Origin of the sequence: Pantoea sp. M_9, from assembly GCF_008631385.1 — a bacterium.
Classification (GTDB): Bacteria; Pseudomonadota; Gammaproteobacteria; order Enterobacterales; family Enterobacteriaceae; genus Pantoea; species Pantoea eucrina.
In genome coordinates, this window is the sequence record NZ_VWUF01000015.1 from 16828 (window position 1) to 30391 (window position 13564).

General features: G+C 59.6%; 11 protein-coding genes. 9 read left to right on the top strand and 2 right to left on the bottom strand.

The window, feature by feature from the left end:
* The first annotated feature begins 19 nt into the window (after positions 1-19).
* Genes F3I15_RS16180 through F3I15_RS16190 form a run of 3 tightly spaced genes read left to right on the top strand, consistent with a single transcriptional unit; the run spans position 20 to position 1584 of the window.
* Complete coding sequence (locus F3I15_RS16180; RefSeq protein WP_150018615.1) at positions 20-346, top strand: YqcC family protein; 327 nt, start codon at positions 20-22, stop codon at positions 344-346.
* Positions 346-1125: a tRNA pseudouridine(65) synthase TruC gene (truC, locus tag F3I15_RS16185; protein ID WP_039379909.1), complete on the top strand. Its 780-nt coding sequence runs from the start codon at positions 346-348 to the stop codon at positions 1123-1125. Before F3I15_RS16180 ends, truC begins: the two co-directional genes overlap by 1 nt.
* A gap of 12 nt (positions 1126-1137) precedes the next feature.
* Entirely contained in the window at positions 1138-1584 is a 447-nt protein-coding gene (locus F3I15_RS16190) for a flavodoxin (RefSeq protein ID WP_071668546.1), read from the top strand.
* 51 nt (positions 1585-1635) lie between these two features.
* On the opposite strand, the gene garD is transcribed toward F3I15_RS16190, so the two are convergent.
* Positions 1636-3195, bottom strand: coding sequence for a galactarate dehydratase (gene garD / locus F3I15_RS16195; RefSeq protein WP_150018616.1), 1560 nt, complete (start codon positions 3193-3195; stop codon positions 1636-1638).
* A 508-nt stretch (positions 3196-3703) separates the two neighbouring features.
* Here garD and F3I15_RS16200 point away from each other — a divergent pair.
* The 6 genes from F3I15_RS16200 (at position 3704) to F3I15_RS16225 (ending at position 10697) form a co-directional block, all read left to right on the top strand.
* Positions 3704-5059 (top strand): MFS transporter, encoded by a 1356-nt coding sequence (locus F3I15_RS16200; protein ID WP_150018617.1) that lies wholly within the window; start codon positions 3704-3706, stop codon positions 5057-5059.
* Entirely contained in the window at positions 5056-6402 is a 1347-nt protein-coding gene (locus F3I15_RS16205; RefSeq protein ID WP_150018618.1) for an enolase C-terminal domain-like protein, read from the top strand. The genes F3I15_RS16200 and F3I15_RS16205 overlap by 4 nt, the downstream gene beginning before the upstream one ends.
* Before the next feature lie 10 nt (positions 6403-6412).
* Positions 6413-7744 carry a glucarate dehydratase gene (gene gudD / locus F3I15_RS16210; RefSeq protein WP_150018619.1) on the top strand — a complete coding sequence of 444 codons (1332 nt, stop codon included), beginning with the start codon at positions 6413-6415 and terminating at the stop codon, positions 7742-7744.
* Between the two features lie 52 nt (positions 7745-7796).
* Positions 7797-8564, top strand: a complete 768-nt coding sequence (garL, locus tag F3I15_RS16215; RefSeq protein WP_039379896.1) for a 2-dehydro-3-deoxyglucarate aldolase — start codon at positions 7797-7799, stop codon at positions 8562-8564.
* Positions 8565-8582: 18 nt separating this feature from the next.
* Entirely contained in the window at positions 8583-9467 is an 885-nt protein-coding gene (gene garR / locus F3I15_RS16220) for a 2-hydroxy-3-oxopropionate reductase (protein ID WP_150018620.1), read from the top strand.
* A 90-nt stretch (positions 9468-9557) separates the two neighbouring features.
* Positions 9558-10697: a glycerate kinase gene (locus tag F3I15_RS16225; protein ID WP_150018621.1), complete on the top strand. Its 1140-nt coding sequence runs from the start codon at positions 9558-9560 to the stop codon at positions 10695-10697.
* 78 nt (positions 10698-10775) lie between these two features.
* Here F3I15_RS16225 and barA read toward each other — a convergent pair whose 3' ends face one another.
* Positions 10776-13505 (bottom strand): two-component sensor histidine kinase BarA, encoded by a 2730-nt coding sequence (gene barA, locus F3I15_RS16230; RefSeq protein ID WP_150018644.1) that lies wholly within the window; start codon positions 13503-13505, stop codon positions 10776-10778.
* Between the last annotated feature and the right edge of the window lie 59 nt (positions 13506-13564).

A 13564-nucleotide genomic window follows, 5' to 3' on the forward strand; every position in this document is an offset into this window, starting at 1 on the left:
TATTTCACAGAGGCAACCTATGTCGACGCACACTATTACGCAGCGACTGCAGCAGGTCGAAGCAGTCATGCGCGAACACGATTACTGGCAGCAGAACGCCCCTGACGCGGCCGCGTTTAACAGCGACCAGCCTTTCTGCCTTGATACCATGGCACCGCTGGAGTGGCTGCAGTGGGTATTGATCCCGCGTATGTCAGCCCTGATCGCCTCCGGCGCGCCAATGCCTGCCGGCTTTGCCGTCGCACCCTATTATGAAGTTGCTCTGACTCCGGTCACCCCTGGCTATACCGCTCTGCTGATCGCGCTGCGTGAGCTTGATGCGCTGTTTGCGGAGCCAGCGCGCTGATGCTGGAGATTATCTATCAGGATGAGTGGCTGGTAGCAGTGAACAAGCCTGCCGGCTGGCTGGTGCACCGCAGCTGGCTCGATCGCAAAGAGAAAGTGGTGGTGATGCAGACGGTGCGCGATCAGATTGGTCAGCACGTCTTTACCGCACACCGGCTCGATCGCCCAACCTCTGGCGTGCTGCTGATGGGCTTATCGAGCGAGGCGGGCCGTTTACTGGCGCAGCAGTTTGAGCAGCATCAGATACAAAAAACCTACCATGCCGTACTGCGCGGCTGGCTGGATGGCGCGGCTACGCTCGATTATCCGCTGCTGGAAGAGCTGGACAAAATTGCGGATAAATTTTCTGCTGAACCGCGCGCACCGCAGCCTGCCGTCACGGATTATCAGGCGCTGGCGCAGACAGAAATGCCGGTGGCAATCGGTAAATACAGCAGTGCCCGGTATACCCTTGTGGAGATGTCACCGCGCACCGGGCGCAAGCATCAGCTGCGCCGTCATATGGCACACCTGCGCCATCCGATTATTGGCGACAGCGCTCACGGCGATCTGCGCCAGAATCGTGGCGCAGCGGCGCATTTCGGACTCGATCGTTTAATGCTGCACGCCAGCGCACTCTCGCTGACGCATCCTTTTACCGGAGAACCGCTGGTGATCCGCGCCGGACTGGATCCGATATGGCAGCAGATGCTGCAGCAGTTCGGCTGGCAGGATCGGTTACCGGACGTTCCCAGGGTTGAGTTTGACGCTGAGGCAGTTCAGGATAAGCCAACAGCGTAAAGGAGCAGCAAGATGGCAAAAATTGGCATTTTTACAGGCACGGTTTACGGCAACGCACTGCTGGTGGCCGAAGAGGCGCAGCCGGTGCTGCAGGCGCAGGGACATGAGGTAGAAGTATTTGAGGATCCGACGCTGGCGGAGTGGCAGGCGTACAGCAGCGACGTCGTGCTGATTGTGACCTCAACCACCGGGCAGGGCGATCTGCCGGATAATATTGCCCGTCTTCATGCACAAATCCATGATGAGCTCGGCTATCAGCCGGCGCTGCGCTATGGTGTGATTGCGCTGGGTGACAGCAGCTATCAGCACTTCTGCGGCGCAGGAAAAACCTTTGATGCCACACTCCAGGCGCAGCAGGCGCAGCGTATCGGTGACGTGCTGATGGTGGATGCCGTTGAGCATCCGGAGCCTGAAAGCGTGACGACGCCTTGGGTGGAGAGCTGGGGTAAGCAGCTGTAGTGATCAGGGCCGCCCTGTATGGCGGCCCGATATTAACGGCTCTGTCCGGTATCAGGTTACCGGTGCCGGATTAAATACCGCCAGCTGGTTGCGGATCCCCCAGCGATCGGACCAGGTCTGCTGACGACCGCTGGCGATCTCCAGAATCAGCTCAAACAGACGCCAGCCTACCTGCTCAATACTCTCTTCACCGGTGGCGATAGTGCCAGCGTTGATATCCATCAGATCATGCCAGCGCCGGGCCAGCGCGCTGCGCGTCGCCATCTTTATCACCGGAATGGCCGCGAGGCCATAGGGCGTGCCGCGGCCGGTGGTAAACACCTGCAGCGTAATGCCGGAGGCCATCTGTTGCGTACCGCAGACAAAGTCGCTGGCAGGCGTAGCGGCGTAAATCAGCCCGCGCTGCGTAGGGCGCTGTCCCGGCGACAGCACTTCAGCAATCGGGCTGCGGCCCGATTTTGCGATCGATCCCAGCGCTTTTTCCACCACGTTTGCCAGCCCGCCTTTTTTATTGCCGGGTGAGGGGTTAGCGCTGCGATCGGTCTGCCCCTGATGCAGATAGTCGTCATACCACGCCATCTCTTCCAGCAGCCGTTTGCCCACCGCTTCATTAACCACGCGCGGCGTCAGCAGATGAATAGCGTCGCGTACCTCCGTCACTTCAGAAAACATGACCGTGGCGCCGCAGCGCACCAGCAGATCGGAGGCGAAGCCCACCGCCGGGTTAGCCGTTACGCCGGAAAAGGCGTCACTGCCGCCGCACTGGGTGCCGACTACCAGTTCAGACGCCGGGCAGGGTTCCCGGCGGCGCAGATTGAGCTTTTTCAGATGACGTTCAGCGACCTGCAGGATCTCATCCACCATGGCACCAAAGCCGACGTGACGCTCATCCTGCAGACGCACAATATCGTTATCATCCAGCGAGATCGCCTGTACATCAGGCGTACCGGTCAGCAGCCGCTCCGGCTGGAGCTTTTCACAGCCGAGGCTGACAATCATCACCTCGCCGCCGAAATTGGGATTCAGCGCAAGATTATGAATGGTGCGGATCGGCACGACGGCAGCCGGGGCGTTGATCGCCACGCCGCAGCCATACAGGTGATTCAGCGCGACCACCCCATCCACGTTGGGATAGCGCGGCAGCAGATCGCGTTCAATAAGCTGCACAACATAGTCCACGACGCCCGCCACACAGTGGACGCTGGTGGTAATGCCAAGCAGGTTGCGGGTTCCCACGCTGCCGTCTGCATTGCGATAACCATCAAAGGTATAGCCTTCCAGCGGCGGCAGCTCGGGCGGTACGTTGGTTGCCAGCGGCAGGCTGCTGAGCGGTGGCGCCTCGGGCAGGGCTACCAGCGACTCATCTATCCAGCTGCCGCGCGCGATAGCGCGCAGCGCCGTGCCGATCACTTCGCCATAGCGCAGAATCGGTGCATCCTGAGCGATATCCTCCAGCGCAACTTTATGCCCCTGGGGCACATGCTCAGTCAGCTGCAGCCCGTCGGCAAAGCGTGTGCCCGCGGGCAGGCCCTGGTCGTTGACGACAATCGCAACGTTATCCGCTTCATGAACTTTTATATAGAGTGGTTTTTCTGTAACGGGTCGGTTCATTGCTCACCTTCCGGATAGCCGCACTGTGCATAGCAGTGCGATAAATAGTGGTTCTGGTCACGTCATCAAAGTCAGCCGACTCCAGTATAAGCAGCACGCGCCCGCCAGCGCATTGTGCAACTGTCCGGCTTTTAGTCCGTTTCTCTCCGCACTTTGGTGGTTTTAACCAAAAGCAAGTGAAGGTGCTCACAAAGCGCTCTTTGACTGTCTGTTTTTTGTGCATTTATGGCGCTGCGATTGGCGTTTCGTGAGCCATCACGCAGCAGGATGTGCATATGCCACAAAATCTTTTTTGTTTTGACTGAATTGCCGGGCTTTCTTCCAGTGTTTCAGCCGCGGGCTGTTTTTATACTGATTTCCGTTCTTAGAGGTTTGGTTACCTGTCACGACGCATCAACGTTCGCCATAACAACAATCGCCGTGTTTAACCCGACATCATTCTGATACCCAACGCGATGTGTATGCAGTCAGAGTGAATGTAGCGTTCGCTATATTTCAGGAGTGCATCATGAATAGTTACAGCCAGACGGCAGAGGCGGTGCAGAAACGTACCAACGCCCGCTACTGGATCGTGGTGATGTTATTTATCGTCACCTCATTCAACTACGGCGACCGCGCCACCATTTCCATTGCCGGATCGGCGATGTCCAAAGATATCGGTCTCGACTCTGTCGGGCTAGGCTATATCTTTTCCGCCTTCTCATGGGCCTATGTGATCGGACAGATCCCGGGCGGATGGCTGCTGGATCGCTTTGGATCCAAGCGCGTCTACTTCTGGAGTATTTTCCTCTGGTCGCTGTTTACTCTGCTGCAGGGCTTTGTCGATCTCTTCAGCGGCTTTGGCATTGTGATTTCACTGTTCCTGCTGCGCTTTTTGGTCGGTCTGGCTGAAGCGCCTTCCTTCCCCGGTAACAGCCGTATTGTCGCGGCCTGGTTCCCGGCCCAGGAGCGCGGAACGGCGGTCGCCATCTTTAACTCTGCACAATACTTCGCCACGGTGATCTTTGCGCCCATCATGGGCTGGCTGGTCTCTGAAGTTGGCTGGGCACACGTATTCTGGTTTATGGGCGGTCTCGGCATCATCCTGAGCTTTATCTGGCTCAAAGCGATGCACGATCCCAACAACCACCCCGGCGTGAATAAGGCGGAGCTGGAGTACATGGAGCAGGGCGGCGCGCTGATCAATATGGATGCGAAAAAAGCCGATCGCAAAGTCAGCCGCGGTGAAAAGTGGGATCAGATCAAACAGCTGCTCTCTACCCGCATGATGTGGGGCATCTATCTCGGCCAGTATTGCGTCAACGCGCTGACCTACTTCTTTATTACCTGGTTTCCGGTCTATCTGGTGCAGGCACGCGGTATGTCGATTCTGAAAGCGGGCTTTATCGCTTCCGTGCCGGCGATTTGCGGCTTCCTCGGCGGCGTGCTGGGCGGCGTGATTTCCGACTACCTGATGCGCAAAACCGGCTCACTCAATATTGCCCGTAAAACGCCAATTGTTATCGGCATGCTGCTCTCTATCAGCATGGTGATGTGTAACTACACCGAAACCGAATGGGTTGTGGTGCTGTTCATGGCGCTGGCGTTCTTCGGGAAAGGCATTGGTGCGCTGGGCTGGGCGGTGATGGCCGACACGGCACCGAAAGAGATCAGTGGCCTGAGCGGTGGCCTGTTCAATATGTTCGGCAACTTCTCCGGTATCGTCACGCCTATCGCGATTGGTTACATCATCGCCACCAGCGGATCGTTTGAGGGCGCGCTGGTGTATGTCGGGATCCACGCTTTTGTCGCCGCCTTTAGCTTCCTGTTTATTACCGGTGACATTAAACGCGTTGAACTGAAACCGTATAAGGAGCCGAAATGAGTACGCAAAGTACACCTGTCATCACTGACATGCAGGTGATCCCGGTTGCCGGTTACGACAGTATGCTGCTTAACATTGGCGGCGCGCATAACGCCTGCTTCACGCGCAATATTGTGGTGCTGACCGACAGCGCCGGCCATACCGGACTGGGCGAGGCGCCGGGCGGCGATACGATTTATCAGACGCTGCTGGCGGCAGTACCCCAGGTTAAAGGGCAGCAGATTGCACGTATGAACCGGCTGGTGCAGCAGGTGCATAAGGGCAATCAGTCCGCGGATTTTGACACCTTTGGCAATGGTGCCTGGACCTTCGAACTGCGCGTAAACGCGGTAGCCGCGCTGGAGGCGGCGCTGCTGGATCTGCTGGGGCAGCATCTGGGCGTACCGGTAGCAGAGCTGCTCGGACCGGGCCAGCAGCGCGATGAGGTCACCGTGCTCGGCTATCTGTTTTATATCGGCGATCGTCACAAAACCGATCTGCCGTATCGCAGCGGTGATGCCGCCAGCCACGACTGGTACCGGCTGCGGCATGAGGAGGCGCTGACGCCGGAGGCGGTAGTGCGTCTGGCAGAGGCGGCGCAGGATAAATATGGCTTCAAAGATTTCAAACTCAAAGGCGGCGTGCTGCCGGGTGAAGAGGAGATCGCCTCGGCGGTGGCGCTGAAGCAGCGCTTCCCGGAGGCGCGCATTACCGTCGATCCCAACGGCGCCTGGCATCTGGATGAGGCGATCGGGCTCTGCAAAGGCCTGCAGGATGTGCTGAGCTATGCAGAAGATCCCTGCGGCGCGGAGCAGGGCTACTCCGGTCGTGAAGTGATGGCGGAGTTTCGCCGCGCCACCGGGCTGCCGGTTGCCACCAACATGATCGCGACCAACTGGCGTGAAATGAACCACGCCGTGATGCTCAACGCGGTCGATATTCCGCTGGCCGATCCTCACTTCTGGACCCTGAGCGGCGCAGTGCGCGTGGCGCAGCTCTGCGACGAATGGGGACTCACCTGGGGCTGCCACTCCAATAACCATTTTGATATCTCGCTGGCGATGTTCACCCACGTGGGCGCGGCCGCCCCCGGCAAGCCAACCGCGATTGACACGCACTGGATCTGGCAGGAGGGCGATCAGCGCCTGACGCGCGAGCCGCTGCAGATCCGCAACGGCAAAATTGCCGTGCCGGATAAACCGGGGCTGGGTATTGAGTTGGATCGGGACCGCCTGCAGCAGGCGCACGAACTCTATAAGTCACTGCCGGCCGGCGCGCGCAACGACGCCACCGCGATGCAGTATCTGGTACCCGGCTGGGCATTTGATCGCAAGCGTCCGGCATTTGGGCGCCGTCCTACATAAGGAGCAGGAAATGAGTCAGACCCCTAAAATCATCGCTATGCAGGTTATTCCGGTTGCCGGACACGACAGCATGCTACTCAACCTGAGTGGGGCGCATGCGCCATTTTTTACCCGCAATATTGTGATCATTAAAGATAACGCCGGGCATACCGGCGTGGGTGAGATACCGGGCGGAGAAAAGATCCGTCAGACGCTGGAGGATGCCGCCGCGCTGGTGATCGAAAAAACCGTCGGCGAATATAAAAATATTCTCAACCTGGTGCGGAGCACCTTTGCTGACCGCGATGCCGGCGGGCGCGGCAGCCAGACGTTTGACCTGCGCACGACTATCCATGTGGTAACCGGTATCGAAGCGGCGCTGCTCGATTTACTCGGGCAGCATCTGGGCGTAAACGTCGCGTCGCTGCTGGGCGATGGCCAGCAGCGCGACCGCGTCGAGATGCTTGGCTACCTCTTCTATATTGGCGATCGCCGCAAGACCTCGCTCGCCTACCAGAGCCAGGAGCACGATCCGTGCGACTGGTATCGCCTGCGTCATGAAGAGGCGCTGACGCCAGATGCGGTTGTGCGGCTGGCAGAAGCCGCCTATGAGAAATATGGTTTTAACGATTTCAAACTCAAAGGCGGCGTGCTGCGCGGCGGCGAAGAGGCTGAGGCGGTTACCGCACTCGCCAGACGCTTTCCGGAGGCGCGCATCACGCTCGATCCCAACGGCGCCTGGTCGCTGAATGAGGCCATTCTGCTGGGCAAACAGCTGAAGGGCGTGCTCGCCTATGCAGAAGATCCCTGCGGCGCAGAGCAGGGCTACTCCGGCCGCGAGGTGATGGCGGAGTTCCGCCGCGCCACCGGGCTGCCGACCGCAACCAATATGATCGCCACCGACTGGCGGCAGATGGGCCACACGCTATCGCTGCAGTCGGTGGATATTCCGCTGGCCGATCCGCACTTCTGGACCATGCAGGGTTCCGTGCGCGTGGCGCAGATGTGCCACGACTTTGGCCTCACCTGGGGTTCGCACTCCAATAACCATTTTGATATTTCGCTGGCGATGTTTACCCACGTTGCCGCCGCCGCGCCGGGCGCGATTACCGCTATCGACACCCACTGGATCTGGCAGGAGGGTAATCAGCGCCTGACCAAAGAGCCATTTGTCATTAAAGGCGGCATGGTACAGGTACCGCAGAAGCCGGGGCTTGGCGTGGAGCTGGATATGGACCAGGTGATGCAGGCAAACGCGCTGTATCAGAAACATGGCCTGGGCGCGCGTGACGACGCTCAGGCGATGCAGTTCCTGGTACCGGACTGGACTTTTGATAATAAGCGTCCCTGCCTGGTGCGCTAACGCTTCAGGCTCCCTGAAAGGGGGCCTGCCGTCATATACAGGAGTAAACAGAATGAGTAATGCCTGGCCAAATACATTTCGCCGCCGCCTGCTGGCAGGAGAGACCCTGATTGGCAGCTGGTGCGCCCTTGCCAGTCCGCTGACTACTGAAGTGCTGGGGCTGGCAGGCTTCGACTGGCTGGTGCTGGACGGTGAACATGCGCCCAATGACATCACCACGTTTGTCCCGCAGCTGATGGCGCTGAAAGGCAGCAGCAGCGCTGCGGTCGTACGTCCGCCGTGCAATGAACCGGTGATCATTAAACGCCTGCTTGATATCGGCTTCTATAACTTCCTGATCCCCTTTGTGGAGACAGAAGAGGAGGCGCGCCGCGCCGTTGCTTCAACCCGCTATCCGCCAGCGGGCATCCGCGGCGTGTCAGTTTCACACCGCAGCAATATGTACGGCACGCTGCCGGACTATAACGCCACGATTAACGACAACATTACGCTGATGGTGCAAATCGAAACGCAGCAGGCGGTGGACAACATTGATGCGATTGCCGCCGTTGACGGCGTGGACGGGATTTTTGTCGGTCCGGGCGATCTCTCAGCCGCGCTGGGCTATCTGGGCCAGCCTGCGCATCCTGAGGTGCTGAAAGTTATTCAGTACCTGTTTGAACGCGCCAAAGCCGCAGGCAAGCCGTGTGGCATTCTGGCACCGGTAGAGGCGGACGCGCGGCGCTATCTGGAATGGGGCGCCACCTTTGTTGCCGTCGGCAGCGATCTCGGGGTTTTCCGCAACGCCACGCAGGCGCTGTGCAACAAATTTAAACTGTAACGCAGAAAGGGGAAGGCAATGAAAATTGGATTTATCGGCCTCGGTATTATGGGCAAACCGATGAGTAAAAACCTGGTCAAAGCGGGTTACACGCTGGTGGTGCGCGATCACAATGCAGGCAATGAGGCGGAGCTGGCCGAACTGGGTGCGACGATAGCAAAAACGCCCAAAGAGGTGGCAGAACAGGTGGATGTGGTGATCACCATGGTCCCTAACTCGCCGCAGGTGCAGGAAGTCTGCCTGGGCGCGGACGGCATCATTGAAGGTGCAAAACCTGGCCTGATTGTGATTGATATGAGTTCTATCGCCCCGCTGGCCAGTCGTGAGATCCACAACGCGCTGGCAGAAAAAAGGATCCGTATGCTTGATGCGCCGGTCAGCGGCGGTGAGCCAAAAGCGATCGAGGGCACACTGTCGGTGATGGTGGGTGGCGATAAAGCGATCTTCGACCAATGCTTTGAGATTATGAAAGCGATGGCGGGCTCGGTGGTGCATACCGGTGATATCGGCGCCGGCAACGTGACCAAGCTGGCAAATCAGGTGATTGTGGCGCTGAACATCGCAGCGATGTCTGAAGCGCTCTCGCTGGCAACCAAGGCGGGCGTGAATCCGGAGCTGGTTTATCAGGCGATCCGCGGCGGCCTGGCGGGCAGCACCGTGCTTGATGCCAAAGCACCCATGGTGCTGGATCGCAACTTCAAACCTGGTTTCCGTATCGACCTGCATATCAAAGATTTAGCCAATGCGCTGGATACGTCACACGGCATTGGCGCACATCTGCCGCTGACGGCCGCGGTGATGGAGATGATGCAGGCGCTGAAAACCAGCGGTCAGGGCTCCGCCGACCACAGCGCGCTGGCTTGCTATTATGAGAAGTTAGCGCAGGTTGAGATCGCCCGGTAAAGCCGCTCTCCGGCGTCTGCGGAGGCCGGAGAACAGGCTGCGTGAGCAAAGCAGCATACCGTTACGTTACCCATCGCGCCTGGATTGCCTATGAAAATTGTCATCGCACCCGATTCATATAAAGAGAGTCTGTCTGCCCTGGATGTGGCTGCCGCAATTGAAGCGGGTTTCCGCGAGGTTTTCCCGGCCGCCGAGTATGTCAAAATCCCGGTTGCCGACGGCGGCGAGGGCACCGTTGAGGCCATGGTAGCCGCCACCAGCGGTACGCTTGTCCGGCTGACCGCCACCGGCCCGCTGGGCGAGCCCGTGGCGGCGTTTTATGGTCTGTCGGGGGATGAGCGCACCGCGTTTATTGAGATGGCTGCCGCCAGCGGCCTGGAACTTGTGCCGGTGGCGCAGCGCAATGCGCTGATCACCACGTCGTGGGGCACCGGTGAGCTGATTAAAAACGCGCTCGATCGCGGCGTAGAGCACATCATCATTGGCATAGGCGGCAGCGCCACCAACGATGGCGGCGCCGGAATGATACAGGCGCTGGGCGCCCGGCTGCTGGACAGTACCGGCCGCAATCTGGCGCCGGGCGGCGCGGCGCTGGCGCAGCTGGCGCAGATCGATATCAGCGGAGTGGATGCGCGAATCAAAGCGTGCCGCTTTGAGGTCGCCTGCGATGTTACCAATCCGCTGACCGGGGAAAAAGGCGCCTCGGCGGTGTTTGGCCCGCAGAAGGGCGCCACTCCGGCGCAGATCGCGCAGCTGGATCGGGCGCTGGCCCACTACGCTTCGCTTATTCAGCGCGATCTGGATATCGACGTGCTGCATATTGCAGGCGGCGGTGCGGCGGGCGGTATGGGGGCGGCGCTGCACGCATTCTGTCAGGCTGAGCTGCGCAGCGGCATTGAGATTGTGACGGAGGCGCTCGGGCTGGCGGAGCAAGTCAGAGATGCCGATCTGGTGATCACGGGGGAAGGGCGCATCGACAGTCAGTCTGTGAATGGCAAGGTGCCGATCGGCGTGGCGCGGGTTGCCAAACAGTTTAATAAGCCGGTGATTGGTATCGCCGGCAGCCTGACCTCTGACGTGGGGGTTGTACACGCTCACGGCCTTGATGCGGTCTACAGCGTACTGTTCAGTATCTGTTCTCTGGAAGAGGCACTGGCCAGCGCGGAACAGAATGTGCGCATGACGGCGCGTAATGTTGCGGCAGCCATCAGGATAGGTAAAGGGCTGTAGGCCGGACCGCGATGCGCGGCGGCCCGGCGGCTGAGGCCGGTATGGGCGCCGCCGTAAAGATCGTTCTGGCACGTTATTTTACGCCAGCGCCAGCCGCTTACGCGCCTCGCGCGCAACGTTGGCCATCTCATCACTCAGCTCCAGCAGTTCCGGCTCCAGCGCGGCAATATCACTCGCCTGGTGCAGGCTGCCTTCCAGCTGCTGGCAGAGCTGTTTCAGGCGGGGGACTCCGCTGTAACTGGCGCTGCCGTGCAGCTTATGAATAATTTCACGCAGCCCGTTTACGTCACTTTCAGCCATACAGTGCGCCACGCGCGCCTCCACCTCAGGCAGGAAATCGAGCAGCATCTGTAGCAGATCGCGCGCCAGCGCCGGTTTGCCGGCCGCCTGACGCAGCGCCAGTGACCAGTCAAGCGAGACGGCAACCCCCGCCGCGGGCGGCTGAGAGGCGGGCGCAACCGGCAGATAGCGCTGCAGCAGCTGAGCCAGACGGGTTTCATCAATGGGTTTTGCCAGATAGTCATTCATGCCGGCGGCAATCAGCTGCTCGCGCTCGCCATCCAGCGCGTGCGCCGTTACCGCAACGATTGGCGTGCTGGCGTGCAGCGGCAGGCGCCGGATAATCTCGCTGGCCTGAATACCGTCGATGTCGGGCATCTGTATATCCATCAGGATCACATCCAGCCGCTGCTGCTGCGCGGCGCGGATAGCCTGCTCTGCGTTGTCACACAGAATGATATTTTCAACCTGCTCCTCCAGCAGCGCGCCGATAAGCCGGAGGTTAGCCGGGTTGTCATCCACCGCCATCACCGTCAGCGGCTGACGCGGCAGCGGAGAGATCAGGCGGTGCTGACGGCTGCCGATATCCAGCAGCAGCGGGATAAAGCGCGTCAGCGAAACCGGTTTTGCGATACAGCCGGCAATGCCGCGCGCACGCAGATCGTCGGCAAACAGCATCATCTCGCTCGGCAGCGCCAGCAGTACGGCATCCGCGCGATCGCACAGCTGCTGGATCTCCGTATCGGTCAGCATTGCCGGGTGCGGCTTAGCGACCGGCATGCCCAGCAGCAGCAGGGGATAGTGGCGTTCCGGCAGCGCAGCCAGGCTGGGATAATATTCTACCCTGAGCGGCGTGATACTCAGCATCTCCTGCACGACGCGCGCCACCGCCGGATGGGGCTCGACATAGGCCAGCGTTGTGGCGTGCAGGTCATCCAGCACGCGCGGAATGGTGGGGGCGTTCGGGTTAAGATTGAGCCGGACGCGCACCCGGAAAACCGACCCCCGATCGGGCTGGCTGTGAAAAGCGATTTCGCCGCCCATCTCCTGCACCAGCTTCTGGGTGATCACCAGCCCAAGACCCGTGCCGCCGTGCCGGCGGGTAATACTGGCATCCGCCTGGCGAAACGCCTGAAACAGCTGCGGCTGCTGCATTTCCGGAATGCCGATGCCGGTGTCATGCACCTGAATCTCCAGTTCCGCCTGCGTGGCGCTGAGATGCTGCAGCTCAACGCGCAGGTCGATATGCCCCTGCTCGGTAAACTTGATGGCGTTACCAATCAGGTTGATCAGGATCTGCTGCAGCCGCAGCGGATCGCCGATAACGTTGTCAGGCACGCTGTTTTGCAGGCAGACGGTGATCTCCAGCCCTTTTTCATGCGCGGAGGGTGCCAGCAGCACCAGCGTCTCATCCAGCGTGGCGCGCAGCGGAAAAGGAATCGATTCCAGCACCAGCTTGCCCGATTCCAGACGCGAGAAATCCAGCACATCGTTAATGATGCTCAGCAGATTATTGGCGGAGCGCTCAATTGTACTCATATAGTCGCGCTGGCTGGTGCTCAGGCTGGTTTTCAGCATCTGGCGGCTGAAGCCGATCACGCCGTTGAGCGGCGTGCGCAGCTCGTGAGACATGTTTGCCAGAAACTCGGATTTAATGCGGGCCGCCTCCTGAGCGCGTTTCTTTGCCAGATCCAGCTCGACGTTCTGAATCTCCAGCTGCTCCAGCGTTTCGCGCAGATCCCAGGTGGCCTGGTCGATATTTTGCTGCATCTCTTCATGGTAGGCGGTCAGCGACATCGCCATCGCGTTGATGCCGTTTTTCAACATGCTGAGCTCGCCCAGCATATAGCCCTCCACCCGGCTGTCGAGCTGGCCGCGCCGGATGCGATCCACGGTAGCAACCATATTGCGTATCGGGCCGGTCACATCGCGCATCAGACGATAGGCGAACAGCATGGCGAGGCAGAGGCAGAACAGCAGCAGCAGCGTGGCGACAAATACCTCTTTATACTGCGCCAGCCGGACCGACTGCAGATCCAGCTCAATGGCGACATAGCCCAGGGGATTACCGTCGGGTTTGGTCTGTTCATCCGGCTGCTCATCGGCGGAGTAGCGTTCAGAGATAATCGGCGTGCGCAGCACCAGCAGATTGCCCTGGCGTTCATGCGTTACGCCCTCGCGCAGCTGCGTCATATCCTCTTTTTGCAGCAGCGCCAGGTTCTGCTTGCTGTTGGATGTGGCGTAAACGCGATTCTGGTTGTCGAAAACCGTAATGGCACGGACAATATCGGAATGGCGCCGGTGCAGCAGGCTGACCAGCTCGTGGATCGCATCGCGATCGTGCCAGCTCATCCCATACTCACTGGATACCGCCAGCGGTTCGATAATATTTGCGCCGGCGTCGTAGACCTGGCGCTGCAGTTCGTTATAGCGGTGGACGACAAAAAAGGTGCTGAGCAGCAGACCAATCAGCAGCGTTGGCGCCAGTATTAAAATCATCATCCGCGCCCGCAGGCTGTATTTGGTCATCACAATGCCCTGGCGATAGCCGTGTCCCTGTGCACGCGTCGTGGCGGGCGGCACAACCT

Coding starts and splice junctions, on each gene's coding strand:
- F3I15_RS16180 (WP_150018615.1), top strand. CDS start 20: ATGTCGACGCACACTATTACGCAGCGACTGCAGCAGGTCGAAGCAGTC.
- truC (WP_039379909.1), top strand. CDS start 346: ATGCTGGAGATTATCTATCAGGATGAGTGGCTGGTAGCAGTGAACAAG.
- F3I15_RS16190 (WP_071668546.1), top strand. CDS start 1,138: ATGGCAAAAATTGGCATTTTTACAGGCACGGTTTACGGCAACGCACTG.
- garD (WP_150018616.1), bottom strand. CDS start 3,195: ATGAACCGACCCGTTACAGAAAAACCACTCTATATAAAAGTTCATGAA.
- F3I15_RS16200 (WP_150018617.1), top strand. CDS start 3,704: ATGAATAGTTACAGCCAGACGGCAGAGGCGGTGCAGAAACGTACCAAC.
- F3I15_RS16205 (WP_150018618.1), top strand. CDS start 5,056: ATGAGTACGCAAAGTACACCTGTCATCACTGACATGCAGGTGATCCCG.
- gudD (WP_150018619.1), top strand. CDS start 6,413: ATGAGTCAGACCCCTAAAATCATCGCTATGCAGGTTATTCCGGTTGCC.
- garL (WP_039379896.1), top strand. CDS start 7,797: ATGAGTAATGCCTGGCCAAATACATTTCGCCGCCGCCTGCTGGCAGGA.
- garR (WP_150018620.1), top strand. CDS start 8,583: ATGAAAATTGGATTTATCGGCCTCGGTATTATGGGCAAACCGATGAGT.
- F3I15_RS16225 (WP_150018621.1), top strand. CDS start 9,558: ATGAAAATTGTCATCGCACCCGATTCATATAAAGAGAGTCTGTCTGCC.
- barA (WP_150018644.1), bottom strand. CDS start 13,505: ATGACCAAATACAGCCTGCGGGCGCGGATGATGATTTTAATACTGGCG.